Below are 20,264 nucleotides of genomic sequence, written 5' to 3'. Positions count from 1 at the left end.
AGTGGCAGCGGAAGCCAGCGCCAGCGAGTCAAGCGGAGGAGGAAGAGCACAGCTCATAGCGCGACGACAGCCGACCGCAGCGAGGCCGGAGCTAGGCCGTGATGCGCAGGGCCTCGAAGATCTCCAGCGTCGCCCGCGACCGGTTGAGCGTGTAGAAGTGCAGCCCGGGTGCCCCGAGCGCCAGCACCTGCTGGCACAGCTCGGTCGCCACCTCGACGCCCACGCGCCGCACGTCGGCTGGCTCGGTCAGTCCGTCGAACCTGGCGCTGACCTCGTCGGGCAGCACCGCCCCGGACAGCTCGGCCATCCGGGCGACCTGGCGCAGGTTGGTGATCGGCATGATGCCCGGCAGGATCGGGATGTCGCAGCCGAGCGCCCGCACGCGAGCGACGAGGTCGGCGTAGTCGGCCGCCCGGAAGAACAGCTGGGTCACGGCGAACTGCGCGCCGGCCTCGGCCTTGGCGACCAGCACGCGCGCGTCAGCGTCCTTCGACTCGGCGGACGGATGACCCTCGGGGAAGGCGGCGACGCCGATGCTGAAGCCGCCGACCTCCTGGGCCAAGGCGACCAGCTCGCTGGCGTAGGTGAAGCCGCCGGGAGTCGGCGTCCACGGGGCGGTCGGGCCCTCCTTGGGGTCGCCGCGCAGCGCCAGCACGTCACGCACGCCGGCCGCGCGGTAGGCCTCGAGGATGTCGCTGAGCTCCTCGCGGGTGTGCCCCACGCACGTCAGGTGCCCCATCGCTCGCATCGAGGTCTCGCGCGCGATGCGCCCGGTGATCGCGACCGTCGTGTCGCGGGTGGTGCCGCCGGCGCCGTAGGTCACCGACACGAAGGTCGGCTGGTAGGGCTCCAGGTCCCGGATCGCCGACCACAGCTGCTCGACGCCGGCCTCGTCCTTGGGCGGCATGAACTCGAACGAGATCGAGCGCTCGCCCTCGCGGACGAGTTGGCCGATGCTGCGCCGATGCTCCTGGGGGGCCGCAACCATAGGGGCAAGTCTAGGGACGCGGGTCGGCCACTAGCCTCCACGTATGACCTCGTGGGACGGCTCCTGGGACGACGCAGCGTTCCGGGACCGGCTGCAGAAGGTCCTCGACGAGTTTCTCGACGAGATGTCCGCCCGCCTGGCGCCGCTGGGTCCCGACGCCGTCACGCTGCTCGAGGAAGCCCGCCGGAGCGTCTCGGGAGGCAAGCGGTTCCGGGCGGCCTTCTGCTGGTGGGGCTACCGGGCCGTCGAGCCCGACGTCTCCGACGAGGACGCCTTGCTGCGCGCGTGCGCTGCCCTCGAGGTGCTGCACGCCAGCGCCCTGGTCCACGACGACTACATGGACGCCTCCGACACGCGCCGGGGCCGACCGGCCACTCACCGCGCGTTCGCCGGTCGGCACCGCTCGCAGTCGTGGCGCGGCGACCCCGAGCAGTACGGCGCCTCGGCCGCGATCCTGCTCGGTGACCTGCTGCTCTCGTGGTCCGACGAGCTGCTGCGCCGATGCGGGCTGCCCGCCGATCGCGTCGCTGCCGCGCTCCAGGTCTTCGACCTCTGCCGCAACGAGGTGATCGCCGGGCAGTTCCTCGACGTGTCGGTGCAGGCCCGCGGTCACGCCGACGTCGACACGGCGATGACGGTGCTGCGCTACAAGTCGGCCAAGTACTCCATCGAGCGGCCGCTCCACGTCGGCGCCACGCTGGCGGGTGCGACGCCCGACCACGTGCGCGAGCTGTCGGCCTACGGTCTCCCGCTCGGCGAGGCCTTCCAGCTCCGCGACGACCTGCTCGGGGTGTACGGCGACCCGGCCACGACCGGCAAGCCGGCCGGAGACGACCTCGTCGAGGGCAAGCGCACGGTGCTGGTCGCCCTGGCCCTCGACGGCGCCTCCTCGGCCGATGCCTCACGACTCGACGCCTCGTTGGGCCGTCCCCTGGCTGATGCCGACATCGCCGAGCTACGGCGCATCATCGACGACTCTGGCGCCCACGCCCAGGTCGAGCAGGTCATCGACGAGCTGGTCTCGGTGTCCCTCTCCAGGCTCCAGGACTCGACCTTCGCCGAGCCCGCGCGTGCGGTGCTCCGGGAGCTGGCCGCAGCTGCCACCGACCGGGCGGTCTGAGGCGTCGAGGCCGGGCGATTGGTCCCAAGCGCGAGGGCCACCACCTTCAGTCGAGCGACGGGACTCCCTCGAGCTCGGGGCCTTCGCCGCGGAGGACGACCACGAAGGGCCCGCCTCGCTCCGCGTTGACACGGCCTCCGAGGACCGAGAGCGAGACGGAGAAGGCTCGCTCGTCGAGGCGGGCGAAGGGGCCCCAGCCGTCCCAGAGCAGCAGCCAGCCGTCGCTGTCACCGGCGACGATGTCGCCGAGGCAGTCGGCAAGGGCGTCGAAGTTCTGGCCGTAGTGATCGGGGAACGCGAGCGCCTCCCCCACCGCTCGCAGGAAGTCGGCCTTGGTGTCGCCGTGCCAGCCGTCGATGTGGGCGTAGTGCCAGCCGGCGTGCTCGACGGTGTGGCGGACGTCGTCGTCCTTGAAGTGCCCGTGCCACACGTAGATCCCGGGCTCCTTGCGGTGCGCCAGCACGGCCGCCAGTCCGCTCATCTGTCGATCCTCTCGAACGATCGGTAGTGGTCGTCGGTCCAGTAGTACTCCGTGGAGGAGCCATCACCCTCGCCTCCGGTGATGATCCTCCGCGCGCCACGGTCATCGGAGCCGGGCGTCGGCACGGTGTACTCGTGGTAGTAGCCCGACGGCCGGTCGGGCAGCAGGGCCTCACGGTTGCCGAACACCTTGCCGTCGTCGCCGGGATAGGGGAAGGGCCCGCCCGCGTCGATCAGGTCCAGCGTCTCCAACGCCTCGGGCGGCAGGTCGGACACCGCGATGCTGGGCAGGTCGCCGGGCTCGTTGGCGTCGGTCGACTGCCCGTCGCCGCCTTGCAGGTACCAGACGAGCGTGGCCAGCACGACGACCACCACAGCCCCGACGAGCTGGCGCCGGGTCGTCGCTGACATCTCCCTGCGACTCAGAAGGCCATGGCCTGGGCGCGGCGCTTGACCTCCGTGCCGCGGTTCTCGCGCAGCGCGTCGATCGGGCGACCCGGGAGGTCGTCGTCGAGGAACAGCCACGCGATGCACTCGCGATCGTCGTACCCGTTGTCGTGCATCACCGTCAGCAGGCCCGGCAGACCCTTGACCACCAGGCCGTCTTGGATGAACGCCGCCGGCACCTGCTGGCCGGCTCCTGGTGAGGGGACGGCCGCAGCCAGCTCGTGCTCGCGGATCATCGTGCGGACCCGGGACACCGGGACGCCCAGCAGGCCGGCGGCCGCGTGCCAGTCGACCCATTCGTCGACGAGGGAGGCAAGGTCTTGCTCGGCGAGGGGAACACTCGTCATGCGGACATGCTGTCACGTCCGGGAAGTCCCTCAACGCCACGCCGGGGCGGTCTTGAGGGGCCACCGACGGGACTCCTCCGTACGATGGGCGGACCGGCTTCTTCCCCGACCGGTGCATTGGAGGGTCGAGTGCAGTCACACGGGCGCGCCCCAGCAGGGCCCGGCGCCACCCTGAACGACCCTCTGGTCGGGCGACTCCTCGACGGTCGCTACCGCATCATCGCCCGCATCGCGCGCGGTGGGATGGCGGGCGTCTACGAGGCCACCGACCTCAGGCTCGACCGCCAGTGCGCGGTGAAGGTGATGCATGCAGGCCTGGGTGACGACGAGGAGTTCGCAGCCCGGTTCGTCCGCGAGGCGCGATCGGCAGCACGCCTGGACCACCCCAACGTGGTGGCGGTCTTCGACCAGGGCGACGACGACGGCACCGTCTTCCTGGTCATGGAGTACGTCGTGGGGCACACGCTGCGCGACGTGATCCGCAAGGAGAGCCCGATGGCTCCCTCGCGGGCGCTGGCTCTGGTGGAGCCGATCTTGTCGGCGCTCGCCAGCGCGCACCGAGCCGGCCTGATCCATCGCGACATCAAGCCCGAGAACGTCCTGATCGCCGACGACGGACGCGTCAAGGTCGCCGACTTCGGTCTGGCCAAGGCCGTCAGCGCCGACACGCAGCACACTGCGACCGGCGGCGTGCTGATCGGCACCGTTTCCTACCTGGCACCCGAGCTCGTCATCGACGGACGGTCGGATGCTCGGGCCGACGTCTACGCCGTGGGCGTGCTGCTCTACGAGCTGCTCACCGGCACCAAGCCCCACGAGGGTGAGTCGCCGATCCAGGTCGCCTACAAGCACGTGCACGAGGACGTGCCGGCGCCGTCCCTGGTGGTCCCCGGACTCCCGGCGTACGTCGATGCGCTGGTCGCCCGCGCCACCGCGCGTGACCTCGACCAGAGGCCCGCCGACGCGAGCGTCCTGTTGCACCAGGTGCACCGCGTCGCCCAGGCGCTGCGCGACGGCGTGCGCGAGGACGACGACCTGACCGCCGACCTGGCACTCGCCCGTCACTTCGACCAGGAGGACGCAGGCGACCAGGGCAACGTGGCCACCGACACGATGCGCGTCGACCTGCACGGGGATCTGCGCGAGCACCAGCGTGAGGACACCGAGCCCGACCCGTACGACCTCGACGAGTTCGCCCGGATGATGTCGACCGAGGTGGCCGAGCCAGCCGAGGCTGCCGCCGCGGTGCACCGCACGACGGCGATCGACCGCCGACCCGTACCTCCCCCACCGCACGTACCCCGGATCACCAGCGCACGCCGGCCGCGGCGTTCTCGGCGCGGTCCGGTCTTGCTGCTGCTCGCCCTCCTCCTCGTGATCGGCGGCGGCGTCGGTGCGTGGTGGTTCGGGTGGGCGCGCTACACCTCGACGCCCGGTGTCCTCGGCCTCACGGCAACAGCCGCCGAGCACAAGCTCGACTCGGCCGGCCTCGAGTTCGAGATCGGTGACGCGGCCTTCTCCGAGACGGTGCCCAAGGGCCGGGTGCTCTCGGCCGACCCGGGCGCCGGCGACCGGGTGCTCGACGGCGGCACCGTGACGCTGGTGTTCTCGCTCGGCAAGGAGCGCTACGACGTGCCGACGACCAAGGGCCTGACCGAGGACCAGGCGCAGGACGCGTTGCTCGGCATGCATCTGGCGTTCGGCAAGTCCATCGGCCGCTGGTCCGAGACCGTTCCCGAGGGCGTCGTGCTCCGCAGCGACCCGCCCGCCGGCCAGACCCTCAAGCCCGACACGGTCGTCGACCTCTACGTCAGCAAGGGCCGCAAGCCGCTGACCATCAAGAACTGGACGGGCAAGGACGCCGAGGCGGCCCAGGCAGCGCTGGAGAAGAAGGGACTCGAGGTCACGACGAAGGAGGAGTACTCCGACGAAGTGCCCGAGGGCAAGGTCATCTCCCAAGACCCTGTCGACGGCACGCTCTACCGAGGCGACGAGGTGTCGCTCGTGGTCTCGCTCGGTCCCGAGCTGATCGAGGTGCCGGGCGGCCTGCGGGCCTCGGGCTGGGAGCACGCCCAGGAGGTGCTCGAGGCTGCGGGCTTCCACGTGGAGATCGCGCACGTCGACAACTACCTCGGCCTCGGCTTCGTCTACGACACCGACCCCGACTCCGGGACGATGATCCCGAGGGGCTCGACCGTCACCCTCTACCTGATCTGACCCTGACCGGGCCTGACTGGCCCCACGTGTGCCGTCGCTAGGGTGTGCGCCCATGGCCGCAGCCACCACCCGTCGTACGACGCTGCTGGCCACGGCTGCCCTGCTCGCCATCACCGCTGGCTGGGGCAGCACCTTCTTCCTGATCAAGGACCTGCTCGACCGGGTCCCGACGCTCGACTTCCTCGGCGTGCGATTCGCGATCGCGGCCCTGGCCCTGGTGCTGATGGCCCCGCGGGCGTTCGGGCGGCTCAGCAGACGGGCCAGACGGCACGCCACCGTGCTCGGCCTGCTCTACGGCTTCGGTCAGATCCTCCAGACCGCCGGCCTTGCCCACACGCCCGCCAGCGTGTCCGGCTTCATCACCGGGCTCTACGTCGTGGCGACGCCACTGTTCGCCGCTGTGCTGTTGCGCACCCGGATCACCGGGCTGACGTGGGCCGCCGTCCTGCTGGCCGTGGTCGGTCTCGGCGTGCTGACCCTCGACGGCCTCTCGGTGGGCTACGGCGAGGCGCTGACCTTCGTGGCCGCGATGCTCTACGCGCTCCACATCGTCGGCCTCGGCGCCTGGTCCACGCCGAGCGACGCGATGGGCCTGGCCATCGTGCAGCTCGCCGTGATCGCCGCCGTGTGCCTGGTCACGACCGCCCCCGACGGCATCGTGCTGCCCGAGCGGAGCTCCGACTGGGTCGCGCTGCTCTACATGGCCCTGCTCCCGGGAGCGCTTGGCATCGTGGGGCAGACCTGGGCACAGGCACATCTGCCCCCGACCCGGACCGCGATCGTGATGAGCATGGAGCCGGTCTTCGCCGCGTTCTTCGCGGTGCTGTTGGGCGGTGAGTCGCTGACCTCCCGGATGTTCCTCGGCGGCGCGCTGGTGCTCGCGGCGATGCTGGTCGTCGAGCTGGTCCCCCGCCGCAAGGTCGAGGCCGAGGTCACGCACCTGGCCGGCTGATCGCGGCTGATCGCGATTCGTCAGGGATCCGCCCGCTGAGAACCCCCGGCCGACCCCTGACGAATCGGGCTAGCGTCGCCCGCGTGGTGATCGTGATGGCGCCGGGGGCGACCGAGGAGCAGATCGAGCACGTCGTCGAACGGGTCGAGAGCGTCGGCGGCGAGGCGTTCGTGAGCAAGGGCGTCGAGCGCACGATCATCGGACTGGTCGGTGACATCGACTCCTTCCACCACCTCAACCTGCGAGCCCTGGGTGGGGTCGCCGACGTACACCGGATCTCCGACCCCTACAAGCTCGTCAGTCGTCAGCACCACCCCGAGCGCTCCACCGTGTGGGTCGGTCCCGCCGGTCATCGCGTGCCGATCGGGCCGGAGACGTTCACCTTCATCGCCGGGCCCTGCGCGGTCGAGACCCCCGGTCAGACCCTGGAGGCGGCGCAGATGGCTCAGGCAGCCGGCGCCACCGTGCTACGCGGTGGGGCCTTCAAGCCGCGCACCTCGCCGTACGCCTTCCAGGGTCTGGGTCTGGAGGGCCTCAAGATCCTCGCCGAGACCCGTGAGGCCACCGGCATGCCGGTGGTCACCGAGGTGGTCGACGCGCGCGACGTGCCGATCGTGTGCGAGTACGCCGACATGTTGCAGATCGGCACCCGCAACATGGCCAACTTCGGGCTGCTCCAGGCTGCCGGCGAGGCCGGCACGCCGGTGCTGCTCAAGCGCGGCATGACCGCGACCATCGAGGAGTGGCTGATGGCGGCCGAGTACATCGCCCAGCGCGGCAACCTCGACGTGGTGCTGTGTGAGCGCGGAATCCGCACCTTCGAGCCCGCGACCCGCAACACGCTCGACATCTCTGCCGTGCCGATCGTCCAGGCGACCAGCCACCTGCCGATCATCGTCGACCCCTCGCACGCGGCCGGGCGCAAGGACCTCGTGGTGCCCCTGGCCAGAGCGGGCATCGCGGCCGGGGCCGACGGCGTGATCGTCGACGTGCATCCGGACCCCGAGTCGGCGCTGTGCGACGGTCCGCAAGCCCTGGTCGGATCCGATCTGCGGGACCTGGCCGCGGCCGTACGTCGGATCCCGCCGCTGGTGGGTCGCGTCGATGCCGCAGAGCGGCTGCAGGTGACCTGACCAGCGCAAACGCCTACATTGGGTCCGGTTGAGAGCCACTTCGACCCGCTGAAGGACACGTGATGACCACCACCTGCGCGAGCTGCGGTAGCGAGGTCGGCGACGCGCCCTCGTGCCCCTCGTGCGGCGCCGCGGTGCTCTCACCGCAAACCGGTCCCCAGCCGCGCACCCCGTCGACCTGGCGGACCGACACAGCCGAGCGTGCGGCGCTCCGAGAGGCGGTCGAGCCTGCATCTGCCCCGATCCCCGCGCCTGCGCGCTACCCGCTGTTCGCCGACGAGCTCGACGTTGCGGCCCACCGCGAGCCGGGGCAGCGGGCACCTGCGATCTACGCGCCGGAGCCCCCGGCGTACCTCGACGACGAGGAGGACGCCGACGACCGCCGCGGGAGTCCCCCGTGGCTGGTGTGGGCGATCCTCGCCGTCGTGCTGGTGCTGGTCGCCTTCGCCGGGGTGTGGCTGCTGTTCTCCCCGAGCGAAGGTCGGTCTGGCCCCGGCACCGGCGAGACCCTCTCGGTGCCGCGAGCCTCCGGTGGCACCGATGACTCGCCGTCGTCATCAGGGCCGTCGTCATCAGGGCCGGCGACGTCCGAGCCCGCCGCCCCGGGCGAAGCCGTCGACGTGGCGTCCTCGGCCACCGCCGTCGCGCCGCGAACCGCCCCGCCCAACGCCGACGCGTTCGGCAACCGCACGACCTACGACGCCGCCAACATGCTCGACGGCTTGGCCGACACGTGCTGGCGGATGGCGGGCGACGGCACGGGCAGCGAGCTGACCTTCACGCTCTCCTCGTCGACCTCCATCACGCGCGTCGGGTTGATCAACGGCTACGCCAAGAACGCCTTCGTCGGCGGCCACAACCTCAACTGGTACCTCGGCAACCGGCGGGTCCTGATGGCTCAGTGGATCTTCGACGACGGCTCCACCATCGACCAGGCGCTGCGTGCGACCAAGCAGATGCAGACCATCGAGCTCTCCTCCACCGTGACCACCTCGACGATCAAGCTCCGCCTCGTCTCAGTCAGCTCCCCGGGAGGCGGCCGCAGCGCCCGTGACTACACGGCGGTCAGCGAGGTCAGCCTGGTCGGGGTGCCGTCAGCGTGAGCGGGTTTCGAGGCTCGCAAGGCTCGCCCGTCAACCACCGAACAGCTGGGTCAGCACCTCAGCCGCCCGCTGGGTGTCGCCACGGCTGACGCCGAGGTGGGTGACCAGCCGGACCGTGCGCGGGCCGACCGCGGACACGAGCACACCCCGATCGCGCGCGGCAGCCACGAACGCTGCCGCGTCGGGACGCTCGATGACGACGATGTTGGTGGCCACGGCCCGTGGGTCGACGCCACAGGCCTGCGCCAGGATCCGCGCGTGCTCGTGGTCGTCGGCCAGTCGCTCGACGTGGTGGTCGAGGGCGTAGGCCGCACCGGCGGCCAGGATGCCCACCTGACGCATTCCGGCGCCCAGCCGCTTGCGGGCCACCCGCGCCTCCGCGACAGCGGCTGCCGACCCGACCAGCATCGAACCGACGGGTGCGCCGAGGCCCTTGGAGAAGCACACGCTCAGCACGTCGGCCTGGGCGCCGTACGCCGCCAGCGGGGTGCCCGTGGCCACGTGGGCGTTCCAGATGCGTGCGCCGTCGAGGTGCACGGCGACGCCGAGCGACGCCGTCCAGGACCGCAGCGCCTCCAGGTCGGCCAGCGGGAGCACCGCTCCACCCGCGAAGTTGTGGGTGTTCTCGACCGACACCGCGGCGGTGCGGACGAAGAAGGGCCCCATGTCGGGCGCGTACATGGCCGAGATCGCCGGCAGGTCGACCTGGCCACGCGGGTGGGTCCAGGTACGCATGGTCACGCCGCCGTAGGCACCGTGGGCGCCCAGCTCCGCCCTCGCGATGTGTGCCGAGGACTCGCACAGCACCTCCTGCCCGGGCACGACCAGGGACCGCACGGCCAGCAGGTTGGCCAGCGAGCCGGTCGGCGTGAACAAGGCAGCCTCGTGCCCGAACAACGCCGCCACGCGCTCTTGCAGGGCCGAGACCGTCGGATCCTCGCCGTAGACGTCGTCGCCCACCTCGGCGGAGGCCATCGCCGCCCGCATCCCGTCGGTCGGTTTGGTGAGGGTGTCGCTGCGTAGGTCGATGGGCGCGTCGATCGGCACGTTGGTGAGGCTAGCGTCGGATCATGAGCTCACAGGACAAGGTGTCGTGGCCGATCGTCACCGAGCGGCTGCGCATCAGGCCGTCGGAGGAGACAGACGCAGCGGCCTTCCAGGCCTACCGCCGACTTCCCGAGGTGGCCGAGTGGTTGCCGCGCCTGTCGGAGGACCTGACCTCGGTCGAGGAACGGTTCAGGGACGAGGAGTTCCGGACCCGCACGCTGGTCGTGGAGCGCGACGGACAGATGGTCGGCGACCTCTACCTCTCGGTCTCCGACTGCTGGGCACAAGCAGAGGTGCAGGACCAAGCACCTCAGCAGGCCGAGATCGGCTGGGCGCTGAGCCCCGAACACCAGGGACAGGGACTCGCCCTCGAGGCCGTTCGCGCTCTCGTCGACCGCTGCTTCGCGGAGCTCGGCCTGCACCGCGTCTACGCGACGTGCTTCTCCGACAACACCGGCTCGTGGCGGCTGATGGAGAAGCTGGGGATGCGCCGCGAGTCCCATGCGATCAAGGACTCGCTGCACCGTGATCGGGGCTGGCTCGACGGCTACACCTATGCGCTGCTCGCCGAGGAATGGGCCCCCGAGACGACGAGCCGCCCGTCCCCCTGACGTGGGGACGGGCGGCTCACGATCGGTTCGCTGTCGAGCTGTGCTCAGCTCGTCGCGGCCGTGTCGTAGACGTCCTGGATGACCGAGCCGAAGTACGGGCCCCACAGGACGTTCTTGACGCTGGTGTAGCCGAAGCTCGTCACCGAGCTCAGCGAGCCGTTCTGGATCCAGCCACCGCCGGACGAGCCACCGGTCATGTTGCACGACAGGCCCTGGTCGGTGCTGCCGCCGACGGTGTCTTGGACGACCACGCCGGTGCAGGAGTAGAGCGACTGACCGTCGAACGGCCTGGCGGCCGGGTAGCCGTAGGCCTTCATGGTCTGGCCTCGCGGCTGGCCGAAGGCGATCGGGTAGCCGCCGACCAGGCCGGTCAGGCTCTGGCCGGAGGCGTTCTCGTTCATCACGGCGAACCCGGTGTCGTAGTCGTAGTCCTCGCCGTTGAGCCACTGGGAGGTGGTGAGCAGCGTCTGGGCCGTCCACGTCCCGTAGGGCCGTGAGTTGTGGTCATAGGCCGGCACGAAGGCGAAGTTGGTCACGAAGGTGCCCGCGTCGCTGACGCAGTGCCCCGCCGTCGTCACCACGTCGCCGTTGGTGCTGTTGGTGGCGGTGCCCGAGCAGACGTAGTTGGACCGGCCGATGCTGAAGAAGACCTTGCCGAACCGGGGCTGCGCCACCTCGGCGACGGCCGTGCCGCCCGTGCTACCGCCCGGCTTGCCCTTCAGCTCGCGCTGGGTGCCGAGCGGGATCGCGTTCCTCATCCGAGACGGCGTCCAGTAGTCGATGATGCGCTGCTGCTCGGCCTTCGTGGTGGCTGCCGCGTGCTTGGCCACCGACGACGCCGGGCGGTCCTGGGGAGCGGCGGTCGCCGTGCCGGTCGGCGTCAGCGAGAGCGAGAGCCCGGCGGCCAGGGCCAGCCCGGTCGCGATCGAACGTAGCTTCATGCATTCCTCCTCAAGCCCCGAGAGGGAGGAGCGCCCAGTGGCGCAAACGTCGGGGACCAGCGGGACCGTAGCCCGCTTTCCCGCCGGGCGACACCCTCCAAACGGATCAAATTGGCTCCGCCCGCCCCGGTGAGAGGTCCGGGACGGGCGGAGCAGTGGAGCCGAAGTACGGGCCCCCCATCACGTTACGCACACGGGTGTAGCCGAAGCCGTGCACCGAAGCTCAGACGCGGGTCGAGCCAGGTCAGGCCAGGTCAGGTCAGGTCACCACGGGCGACCGGTCAGCCGTCGGGTACGGCGGGAGGAGGGATCTGGTTCAGGCCTGGCGAAGCATCTCCGCGACCAGGAAGGCGAGCTCGAGTGACTGCACGCGGTTCAGGCGCGGGTCGCAGACCGACTCGTAGCGGTGGGCCAGGTCGATCTCGAGGAGCTCCTCGCCACCACCGATGCACTCGGTGACGTCGTCGCCCGTCAGCTCGACGTGGACGCCGCCCGGCCAGGTGCCGAGCGAGCGGTGCACGTCGAAGAAGCCCTGGACCTCTGCGATCACGTCGTCGAAGCGGCGGGTCTTGTATCCCGAGGACGCCTCGAAGGTGTTGCCGTGCATCGGGTCGCACACCCACGCGACGTCGACTCCGGCGGCGGTGACCTTCTCGACCAGGTCGGGCAGCGACTCGCGGATGCGCTCGGCGCCGAACCGCGTGACGAAGGTCAGCCTCCCCGGTTCGTTGTCGGGGTTGAGCCGCCCGGCCAGCGCGATCGCGTCGTCCGGCGTCGTGGTCGGCCCGAGCTTGACCCCGATCGGGTTGCGGATGTGGCGGAACAGCTCGACGTGGGGCCCGTCGAGCTGGCGGGTGCGCTCGCCGATCCAGAGGAAGTGGGCCGACACGTCGTACGGCGTGTTGGTGCGGGAGTCGATGCGCGTCATCGCGTGCTCGTAGTCGAGCAGCAGGCCCTCGTGGCAGGTATGGAAGTCGACGCGGTGGAACTCGTCGGGGTCAGCGCCGATCGCCTGCATGAAGGTCAGGGCGCGCTCGATCTCGTTGGCCAGGCGCTCGTAGCGCTGCCCGATGCCGGACTCCTTGACGAAGTCGGTGTTCCAGGCGTGGACCTGACGCAGGTCGGCGAAGCCACCGGTCACGAAGGCACGCACGAGGTTCAAGGTGGCGGCCGAGGAGTGGTAGACCTCCACGAGCCGGGCCGGGTCGTGCACGCGCGAGCCCGCTTCGAAGTCGTAGCCGTTGACAGCGTCGCCGCGGTAGGCAGGCAGCGTGAGCCCGTCTCGGGTCTCCTCGTCGGATGAGCGCGGCTTGGCGTACTGGCCGGCCAGCCGGCCGACCTTGACCACCGGCACCGAGGCGGCGTAGGTGAGCACGACCGCCATCTGGAGCAGCACTCGCAGCTTGGCGCGCACGTTGTCGGCAGTGACGCCCGAGAACGTCTCGGCGCAGTCGCCTCCTTGCAGCACGAACGCGTTGCCACGGGCGACCGCGGCCATCTTGGTCTTGAGATCGTCGCACTCGCCGGCGAAGACCAGCGGAGGAAGCGTGCGCAGCTTGGCGATGGCCGCGTCGCGAGCCTCGGCACCCCCACTGCTGTCGTAGCTCGGCTGTTGGCGCGCGCCGAGCGCGTGCAGGTCCTCCAGCGAGGGGACCACGCCGAACGTCTCAGGGCTCACCGGACCAGGGTAGACGTGCGCATGGTCCGCGGGTTGCCGGTCGGCTCGTGGCGGACGTCACCCGAGGGCGGTGCGATGTCCGAGGCTGAGACGAACCTGCTTCGTCGCAGGCTCGGACGTGACCTGCGACGAGGTTCTCCACAGGCGGCGACGGCTGGCCCGCGCGACGACCACGGCTTGCGCCAGGGTCATCGGCGTGGACGTGAACCGGAGCCTCTCCCAGTTGCTGGGCGACCAGGACGGCGTCGTCTCCCGGCGTCAAGCGATGGCGGCGGGGTTGAGCCGAGTAGACGTGGACCGGATGGTCCGACGACGTGAGTGGGTCCCGCTGTTGCCTGGGGTCTACGTCAATCACACCGGCGAGCCCACCTGGATCCAGCGATGCTGGGCCGGAGTGCTCTATTACTGGCCAGCCGCAGTTGCAGGCATCTCAGGCCACGTCGTCGGAGCTGGAGAAGATCCAGCTCATGGCAGCGGTGTGCCAGTCGCGGCGAACCACCGCCAGCCGGCTCCTCGAGGCTCTCGGCCGACGGGCGCGAGTGACGGGACGCCGATGGCTCGAAGCGGTGCTCCCGGACATCGCCGAGGGGACTTGTTCGGTGCTGGAGCACGGTTACCTCACCAGAGTCGAGCGGCCTCATGGACTGCCCGTGGGTCTGCGCCAAGCTCCTGACCGGCTGGGCAGCGGCCGGGTGTATCGGGATGTCGCCTACCCGTCGTTCAAGCAGCTCGTCGAGCTGGACGGCATGCTGGTGCACACGTCGCCGTCTGCGCGCGACGCCGATCTCGAGCGTGACCTCGACTCCGCGTTCGCCGGGCACGGGACCGTGCGCCTGGGCTGGGGGCAGGTCTTCGGCCGACCATGCCGCACGGCCGTCAAGATCGGACTCCTGTTGGCGGCACGCGGTTGGACCGGATCGCTCCGAGCCTGCGGGCCGGGGTGTGCCGCTGTGTGATGCGCGATGTCCGAGGCTGAGACGAGCCTGCTTCGTCGCAGGCTCGGACATCCCGGGAACGTGCCGTCAGCCGAAGAAGACCTCGGCCTCGGCGTACTCCGCGGGGCTGACGAGCTTCAGCTCGCCGGTGCCCTCGATCAGCTTGACGCGTTCGATGTTCTTGCCGCGAAGGGCGACCATCACGCCGAAGTCGCGCTCAGCGACAGCATCGATCGCGTGGAGGCCGAACCGGGTCGCCAGCCAGCGGTCGAACGCGGTCGGCGTGCCGCCGCGCTGGATGTGGCCGAGCACGACGGCCCGTGCCTCGGCACCGGTGCGGTGCTCGATCTCGCTGGCCAGCCGGTCGCCGATGCCGCCGAGCCGCACGTGGCCGAAGGCGTCGAGCTCGCCGGAGACCAGCGTCATGTCGCCGCCCTCCTTGGGGACCGCGCCCTCGGCGACCACGATGATCGGCGCATAGTGGGTCTCGAAGCGCTTCTTGACGTGGTCGCACACCCTGTCGATGTCGAAGGGCTGCTCGGGGATCAGCACCGTGCTCGCGCCGCCGGCGATGCCGGAGTGGAGGGCGATCCAGCCGGCGTGGCGGCCCATCACCTCGACGACCAGCACGCGGTGGTGGGACTCCGCGGTCGTGTGCAGCCGGTCGATGGCCTCGGTCGCGATGTTGACCGCCGTGTCGAAGCCGAAGGTGAAGTCGGTGCCCGACAAGTCGTTGTCGATGGTCTTGGGCACCCCGACGACATTGACGCCGAGGTCGGCGAGCTTGGTCGCGACGCCGAGGGTGTCCTCGCCACCGATGGCGACCAGAGCGTCGACCCCCTCGGTGGCGAGGTTGTCCTTGATCCTCTCGACACCACCGTCGATCTTGAACGGGTTGGTGCGGCTGGACCCCAGGATCGTGCCCCCCCGAGGCAGGATCCCGCGGCACTGCTTGATGCCGAGGTCCATCGTCAGGCCCTCCAGGGGGCCCTTCCAGCCGTCGCGGTAGCCCACGAACTCGAAGCCGTGCACGTTGACGCCCTTGCGGACGACGGCTCGGATGACGGCGTTGAGGCCGGGACAGTCCCCGCCTCCGGTCAGCACTCCGACCTTCATGGTTCCGGTCGTCTCCCCAGTAGGTGATCAGTCGTGTCGTTTGGATCGTTCCAGAGCAGATCGAGACTAGAGCAGTCACCGGCCTCCTGCCACCCGTGTCGAGGTTCGGACGTTGATACATCCGACCTTCGGTGTCTAGACAGATATCGCGAAAACTCTGCGGATCCGTGGTCGAGGTGTCAGTCTTGGCACTGGATCCGGGGGGATCCGATTGAGGTTGATCTGGGGGGATCATGTCGCTTATCTGCGCAGTGCCGACGTACACCGAGCTTTCGGCTGCGGTCGGCCAGGACGTCATCGTCATCAACGGTCACAGCGCCGCGCGTCTGCGGCTTGCCGAGGTGGCGCCCGTCCTCTGCGGCGGCACGCTCTACTTCCGCGCCACGCTGTCCGGGCCGGCCGAGGTGCGCGAGGGCACTCACCTCAGCCGCATCGGCGACTACCTGGTGCGTCTGCACCTGACTCGCGTCGAGAGCGAGGACGGCTCGGTGACCTACGCAGCCCAGGCCCAGGCCCACATCGACGAGATGGACATCGTCGAACGCGTCGCGCCACACCGCCTCGTCGCCGTCTGACGAGCGATAGCCCGGTGCTCGACTGCGGGCGACGATGACACTGGTTGCCCCGACCACGGGGCGCACCAGCGGTTCGCTTTCGCTTGGCTCCAGGGCCCGCTGGGGTCGGGACGGCGACCTCCGGCAGGTGGGTCAGCGCATCCTCGTCGTCCAGCTGTGGCTGGGCACCATGGTCTTGGCCGCATTCGCGACCTGGGCCTACACGATGGGGCCGTCCTACCTCGGCGTTGACGCACACGCCTACTGGGTAGGCGCCCAGATGAGCCACCCCTACACACTCCCGCCCGGTGAGATAGACGCCGTCCTCTACTCGCCGGTGTTCCTCGAAGCGGTCCGGGTCCTGGAGTTCTTGCCGTGGAAGGTGTTCCTGGCCGGGCTCATGCTCGCGGACTGCGTTGCCTTCTGGTGGCTGTCTGCTCCCCTACCCTGGAAGTGGCGCGCCCCCGCTCTCGCGGCCTGCTGGCCCGCAGTCTTGCTGGCCAACGTCAACCCACTCCTGTGCGTCAGCACGGTGTTGGCGATCACGGGTGCAGGCGCCTGGTCGGTGGTGCCGTCCCTCCTGACCAAGATCACGCCTGCCCTGATGCCCTTGGCCTGGTGGGCCTCGGACAAGGACTGGCGACGAGTGGCCCGGGCGACGGCGATGGCTACGGTTCTGGTGGCGATCTCCTGGCGTCTGGACCCGTCATTGTGGAGACAGTGGATCGCTTTCCTGTTCGCGCACTCCGACGACAGCACCGTGCGCACCTTGCGCCTGATCCTGGCCGCAGGTCTCGCCGGCTGGGCCGCAAAGTCGCGGCGCCTCTGGGTTGCCGGACTCGCCTTCTACCTCCTGCTGCCCATGGCAGGTTGGCACGTCCACTCGCTGGCGGGTCTGATGGTGCTGCCGAGGCTGATACGGGCCGACAGGCTCACGCGGGCGCCTCAGCCAGATTCGTAACGACGCGCCCAGCGTGGTCGAGCCGTCCACGCATCGGGATCGTGGCGGCAGCGCCGAGCAGCGCGATGGTCGCCATCGACAGCCACGCCGGGGTGCTGCCCAGGTCGAGCAGCCAGGCGTACAGCAGCGGGGCCACGCCCGTGGCGACGTTCCACGAGAGCTGGTACGTCGCCAGGTAGCGTCCGCGCAACGCGGCGGGTGGCGACTCGGCGGCGATGGTCGCCAGCACCGGACCCGCGATGAGCTCGCCCAGTGTGTAGACCACGGCGGCCAGCAGCACGACGGCCGAGCCTGCCGCGACGCCGAGCGGGCCGGCGCCCCACAGGATCAGCAGCGAGGCGGCCGTCACGACCGCGCCGAGCGCGACGATGCGCGCTCTGACCGCGCCTGTCATGCGCTGCACGACCAGCCCCTGCCCGGCTCCGATCATCAGGGTGTTGATCACGAACACGGCGCCTGACACCCAGCCCGGGAGCCCGAGCATCTCGATCACGTAGACCGGGATCGCGACGTTGAGCACCGCCGAGGTCATCGCATAGCCGAAGTTGCTCAGCACCAGCCAGCGATAGCCCTGGTCGCGGAGCACGGTTCCCCAGCCGCCGACCACGTCGGACGCGTGGTCGTGCCGGGACTCCGCACCGTCGTGGACGGCGACACCCGCCAGCAGCGCGAACGACAGGACGTACGACGCCGCGTTGAGCACGGCGACCGCGTAGTAGACCGTCGTCGCATCGGCCGTCAGTGCCAGGGCAGCCACGATGCCGCCGATCGCGAAGCCGGCGTTGCGCATCGCACCCAGGAAGCCGAACCACTTCTCCCGCTCCCCGGCTGGCGAGATCAAGGTGACCATCGGCGAGTAGGAGCCCCAGAAGGCCGTCCGGCCGATGACGGAGACCGCGACGACGAGGGCGACCGACCAGACCTGGTCGACCAACGGATAGGCCAGGAAGCTCAGTGCCTGCAGGGCGTTGCCGGCCTGGAGCAGGTTCTTGGCGCCGTACCTGTCGACGAGCTGCCCGACCACCACGGCAGCAGGCAGGGACAGCAGCGAGGCCAGGGACAGGGCCAGACCGACCTGCACCAGCGAGAGGTCGGTGGTCGCCAGGAAGAAGATCATCGACACCGGCATCCAGATGCCCGATCCGACGGCGTCGATGCCGATCGCGGTCACGAAGCGCCGGTGCTCCCCCACCTGCGGGAAGCCCAGCCTCGAGGTCAGCGATCCGGACACCTGCCCATCGTGCAACCTCAAGTGGGGTCGAAGGCAACCGGGATCTCCCCGACGCATGCGCTGGCTGATCGGCGCTCTCGCTACTGTCGCGCCATGACGTTCTCCATCGTGGCGCGCTCTGCTGACGGCGAGTCCTGGGGCGTGGCCGTCGCCTCCAAGTTCCTCGCGGTCGGGTCGGCCGTGCCGGCTGCGGTCGCCGGCGTCGGCGCCATCGCCACGCAGGCCGACGCCAACGTCGCCTACAAGGGCCAGGCCCTCTCCCATCTCGACGACGGCGCGACCGCCGAGATCGCCTTGCAGCGGTTGCTCGAGGACGACGAGGGGCGCGATGCCCGCCAGGTGGGCATCGTCGACGTCGACGGCGGCGCCGCCAGCCACACCGGCCACGCCTGCCTGGACTGGGCGGGAAGCCTGACCGGTGACGGCTACGCGATCCAGGGCAACATCCTGGCCGGCGAAGACGTCGTGTTGGCCATGCAGGCCGCGTGGGAGACCAGTGACGACGACGCCCCGCTCGCGCGACGGCTGCTGGCCGCACTGACCGCCGGCGACGACGCCGGTGGCGACAGTCGCGGACGTCAGTCGGCAGCGCTCCTCGTCGTACGCGACGGGGCGGGGTACGGCGGCCTCGACGACATCGCGGTCGACCTGCGGGTCGATGACCACGCGGATCCCGTGACCGAGCTGGCGCGGCTGCTCGACCTCAACGACCTCTACCTGACCGCCTCGACCGAGGACGAGCGGATCTACCTGACCGAGGAACAGAAGCGTGAGGTCGACGAGAAGGTCAAGGCACTCGGCTTCGCTGATCTGCATGCCTGGGTCGGCACCGAGAACTACGAGATGCGCGCGGATCCCGCCGGCGAGTGGCTCGACGAGAAGATCCTGGAGATCCTGCGCGATACGAGCGCCTCGTGACAGCGGCCAACGTCCTCGCCATCGATGCCGGCACCACCGGCGTCACCGCCCTGGTAGTCGACGAACGCGGGTCGGTGCTGGCCAAGGGCTACCAGGAGTTCGCCCAGCACTTCCCCAAGCCCGGCTGGGTGGAGCACGGACCCGAGGAGATCTGGCAGGCCACCCTCGAGGCGACCCGCGCGGTCCTCGCCCAGGTCGACCAGGCGAGCCTCAAGGCGATCGGGATCACCAACCAGCGAGAGACCGTGCTGTTGTGGGACCGCGAGACGCTCGGGTCTCCGCGCCGGGCCATCGTCTGGCAGGACCGGCGGACGGCCGATATCTGCGACCGGCTGCGCGCCGCGGGCCACGAGGACCGGGTGACCGAGCTGACGGGTCTTCGCCTCGATCCCTACTTCTCCGGCACCAAGCTCATGTGGCTGGCCGAGAACGAGCCCCAGACGTGGGCGCTCGTGCAAGCCGGCCGCTACGCGATCGGGACGGTGGACTCCTACCTCATCGCCCGGATGACCCGCGGCACGTGGCACGTCACCGACGTCTCCAACGCCAGCCGCACCCTGCTCCTCGACCTGACGACCGGCGAGTGGTCCGACGAGCTGTGCTCGCTGTTCGGCGTACCTCGGGAGGCTCTGCCCGACCTGGTGCCCAACTGGGGCGAGATCGCCACGAGCGACCCCGCGACGTACTGCGGCTTGTCGCTGCCGATCGCGGGCCTGGCTGGTGACCAGCAGTCGGCGCTGTTCGGCCAGACCTGCTTCGACGTCGGCGACGCCAAGTGCACCTATGGCACGGGCTCGTTCATCCTCACCAACACCGGCAGCACCCTCGAGCGCTCCGCTGCCGGACTGCTGTCGACGGCCGCCTGGCGGTCGCCGTCCGGAGAGCTCACCTACGCCCTGGAGGGGGCGATCTTCGTGACGGGCGCCGCGGTCCAGTGGCTGCGCGACGGCCTGCAGATCGTCGGCTCCGCGGCCGAGACCGCAGCCATCGCGGCCAGCATCGATGACACCGAGGGTGTCGTGTTCGTGCCGGCCCTCACCGGCCTCGGGGCACCCCACTGGGACCCTCACGCCCGCGGCATGATCATCGGGATCACCCGTGGCACGACCCGTGCCCACATCGTGCGGGCGACGCTGGAGGCGATCGCCTTCGAGGTGCGCGACGTGCTCGACACCATGCCCGGCTCAGGTGACCTCCCGCTACGGGTCGACGGCGGCGCCGCTGCCAACGACCTCCTCTGCCAGATCCAGGCCGACCAGGTCGGCCGGGCGGTGCAGCGTCCGCGCATCGTCGAGACCACCGGTCTGGGCGCCGCGTTCTTGGCCGGGCTCGGCTCCGGGGTCTGGGACTCCGTCGACGACCTGCGCGAGACCTGGCAGCTCGACAGGGAGTTCCAGCCCACCGCCGATGCCGCGGACGCCGACGCGCGGCACCAACGTTGGCTAAAAGCCGTCGAGAGATCAAAAGGCTGGGCACAGTAGGTGG

General features: G+C 70.2%; 20 protein-coding genes and 1 pseudogene. 12 read left to right on the top strand and 9 right to left on the bottom strand.

Annotated features, from left to right (window positions below):
• Positions 1 to 91 precede the first annotated feature (91 nt).
• The gene (gene metF, locus ISU10_RS05935; RefSeq protein ID WP_194695455.1) at positions 92 to 988 is read right to left on the bottom strand and encodes a methylenetetrahydrofolate reductase [NAD(P)H]; all 897 of its coding nucleotides are present in this window, start codon (positions 986 to 988) and stop codon (positions 92 to 94) included.
• A gap of 43 nt (positions 989 to 1,031) precedes the next feature.
• Between metF and ISU10_RS05930 the strand changes: the two genes are divergently transcribed.
• On the top strand, positions 1,032 to 2,108 hold the full coding sequence (locus tag ISU10_RS05930) for a polyprenyl synthetase family protein (RefSeq protein WP_194695454.1): 1,077 nt from the start codon (positions 1,032 to 1,034) through the stop codon (positions 2,106 to 2,108).
• A 46-nt stretch (positions 2,109 to 2,154) separates the two neighbouring features.
• On the opposite strand, the gene ISU10_RS05925 is transcribed toward ISU10_RS05930, so the two are convergent.
• Genes ISU10_RS05925 through ISU10_RS05915 form a run of 3 tightly spaced genes read right to left on the bottom strand, consistent with a single transcriptional unit; the run spans position 2,155 to position 3,382 of the window.
• Positions 2,155 to 2,589 (bottom strand): barstar family protein, encoded by a 435-nt coding sequence (locus tag ISU10_RS05925; protein WP_194695453.1) that lies wholly within the window; start codon positions 2,587 to 2,589, stop codon positions 2,155 to 2,157.
• On the bottom strand, positions 2,586 to 2,999 hold the full coding sequence (locus ISU10_RS05920; RefSeq protein ID WP_194695452.1) for a guanyl-specific ribonuclease: 414 nt from the start codon (positions 2,997 to 2,999) through the stop codon (positions 2,586 to 2,588). Before ISU10_RS05920 ends, ISU10_RS05925 begins: the two co-directional genes overlap by 4 nt.
• Before the next feature lie 11 nt (positions 3,000 to 3,010).
• The gene (locus ISU10_RS05915) at positions 3,011 to 3,382 is read right to left on the bottom strand and encodes an Rv2175c family DNA-binding protein (RefSeq protein ID WP_194695451.1); all 372 of its coding nucleotides are present in this window, start codon (positions 3,380 to 3,382) and stop codon (positions 3,011 to 3,013) included.
• 129 nt (positions 3,383 to 3,511) lie between these two features.
• Between ISU10_RS05915 and pknB the strand changes: the two genes are divergently transcribed.
• From pknB to ISU10_RS05890, 4 genes are all read left to right on the top strand, one after another.
• A complete protein-coding gene (pknB, locus tag ISU10_RS22900; protein WP_370864820.1) occupies positions 3,512 to 5,599 on the top strand; it encodes a Stk1 family PASTA domain-containing Ser/Thr kinase in 2,088 nt (695 codons plus the stop codon).
• A 52-nt stretch (positions 5,600 to 5,651) separates the two neighbouring features.
• On the top strand, positions 5,652 to 6,551 hold the full coding sequence (locus ISU10_RS05900) for a DMT family transporter (RefSeq protein WP_194695450.1): 900 nt from the start codon (positions 5,652 to 5,654) through the stop codon (positions 6,549 to 6,551).
• Positions 6,552 to 6,634: 83 nt separating this feature from the next.
• The gene (gene aroF, locus ISU10_RS05895) at positions 6,635 to 7,684 is read left to right on the top strand and encodes a 3-deoxy-7-phosphoheptulonate synthase (RefSeq protein WP_194695449.1); all 1,050 of its coding nucleotides are present in this window, start codon (positions 6,635 to 6,637) and stop codon (positions 7,682 to 7,684) included.
• 62 nt (positions 7,685 to 7,746) lie between these two features.
• The gene (locus tag ISU10_RS05890) at positions 7,747 to 8,787 is read left to right on the top strand and encodes an NADase-type glycan-binding domain-containing protein (protein WP_194695448.1); all 1,041 of its coding nucleotides are present in this window, start codon (positions 7,747 to 7,749) and stop codon (positions 8,785 to 8,787) included.
• Between the two features lie 30 nt (positions 8,788 to 8,817).
• Here the strand turns inward: ISU10_RS05890 and ISU10_RS05885 are convergent, their stop codons facing one another.
• Positions 8,818 to 9,834, bottom strand: a complete 1,017-nt coding sequence (locus ISU10_RS05885) for a threonine aldolase family protein (RefSeq protein WP_370864818.1) — start codon at positions 9,832 to 9,834, stop codon at positions 8,818 to 8,820.
• Positions 9,835 to 9,857: 23 nt separating this feature from the next.
• Here ISU10_RS05885 and ISU10_RS05880 point away from each other — a divergent pair, with 23 nt between their 5' ends.
• Positions 9,858 to 10,445: a GNAT family N-acetyltransferase gene (locus ISU10_RS05880; RefSeq protein WP_194695447.1), complete on the top strand. Its 588-nt coding sequence runs from the start codon at positions 9,858 to 9,860 to the stop codon at positions 10,443 to 10,445.
• A 44-nt stretch (positions 10,446 to 10,489) separates the two neighbouring features.
• On the opposite strand, the gene ISU10_RS05875 is transcribed toward ISU10_RS05880, so the two are convergent.
• The gene (locus tag ISU10_RS05875; RefSeq protein WP_228499767.1) at positions 10,490 to 11,386 is read right to left on the bottom strand and encodes a trypsin-like serine peptidase; all 897 of its coding nucleotides are present in this window, start codon (positions 11,384 to 11,386) and stop codon (positions 10,490 to 10,492) included.
• Between the two features lie 316 nt (positions 11,387 to 11,702).
• The gene (locus tag ISU10_RS05870) at positions 11,703 to 13,064 is read right to left on the bottom strand and encodes a class II 3-deoxy-7-phosphoheptulonate synthase (RefSeq protein WP_370864816.1); all 1,362 of its coding nucleotides are present in this window, start codon (positions 13,062 to 13,064) and stop codon (positions 11,703 to 11,705) included.
• A gap of 70 nt (positions 13,065 to 13,134) precedes the next feature.
• Here ISU10_RS05870 and ISU10_RS24050 point away from each other — a divergent pair.
• Together ISU10_RS24050 and ISU10_RS22895 are read left to right on the top strand one after the other, a co-directional pair.
• A pseudogene (locus ISU10_RS24050) lies at positions 13,135 to 13,404 on the top strand (type IV toxin-antitoxin system AbiEi family antitoxin domain-containing protein); the annotation flags it as partial.
• A gap of 127 nt (positions 13,405 to 13,531) precedes the next feature.
• A complete protein-coding gene (locus ISU10_RS22895) occupies positions 13,532 to 14,020 on the top strand; it encodes a hypothetical protein (protein ID WP_228499764.1) in 489 nt (162 codons plus the stop codon).
• 66 nt (positions 14,021 to 14,086) lie between these two features.
• Here ISU10_RS22895 and ISU10_RS05860 read toward each other — a convergent pair whose 3' ends face one another.
• The gene (locus tag ISU10_RS05860; RefSeq protein ID WP_194695446.1) at positions 14,087 to 15,115 is read right to left on the bottom strand and encodes a 6-phosphofructokinase; all 1,029 of its coding nucleotides are present in this window, start codon (positions 15,113 to 15,115) and stop codon (positions 14,087 to 14,089) included.
• A gap of 233 nt (positions 15,116 to 15,348) precedes the next feature.
• Here ISU10_RS05860 and ISU10_RS05855 point away from each other — a divergent pair, with 233 nt between their 5' ends.
• Positions 15,349 to 15,690: a hypothetical protein gene (locus ISU10_RS05855; protein WP_194695445.1), complete on the top strand. Its 342-nt coding sequence runs from the start codon at positions 15,349 to 15,351 to the stop codon at positions 15,688 to 15,690.
• Between the two features lie 127 nt (positions 15,691 to 15,817).
• Positions 15,818 to 16,630, top strand: a complete 813-nt coding sequence (locus ISU10_RS05850; protein ID WP_194695444.1) for a glycosyltransferase 87 family protein — start codon at positions 15,818 to 15,820, stop codon at positions 16,628 to 16,630.
• Here the strand turns inward: ISU10_RS05850 and ISU10_RS05845 are convergent.
• Positions 16,602 to 17,861: an MFS transporter gene (locus ISU10_RS05845; protein WP_194695443.1), complete on the bottom strand. Its 1,260-nt coding sequence runs from the start codon at positions 17,859 to 17,861 to the stop codon at positions 16,602 to 16,604. The two genes, ISU10_RS05850 and ISU10_RS05845, sit on opposite strands and share 29 nt — an antisense overlap.
• Positions 17,862 to 17,954: 93 nt before the next feature.
• Here ISU10_RS05845 and ISU10_RS05840 point away from each other — a divergent pair, with 93 nt between their 5' ends.
• Positions 17,955 to 18,779, top strand: a complete 825-nt coding sequence (locus ISU10_RS05840) for a DUF1028 domain-containing protein (protein WP_194695442.1) — start codon at positions 17,955 to 17,957, stop codon at positions 18,777 to 18,779.
• Entirely contained in the window at positions 18,776 to 20,260 is a 1,485-nt protein-coding gene (gene glpK / locus ISU10_RS05835; RefSeq protein WP_194695441.1) for a glycerol kinase GlpK, read from the top strand. Before ISU10_RS05840 ends, glpK begins: the two co-directional genes overlap by 4 nt.
• Positions 20,261 to 20,264 lie beyond the last annotated feature (4 nt).

It is taken from the genome of Nocardioides agariphilus (assembly GCF_015352445.1).
In the GTDB taxonomy this organism is placed as follows: Bacteria; Actinomycetota; Actinomycetes; order Propionibacteriales; family Nocardioidaceae; genus Nocardioides; species Nocardioides agariphilus.
Note: the sequence above shows the minus strand (reverse complement) of the source record. Positions and strands in the feature narration are given on the sequence as shown.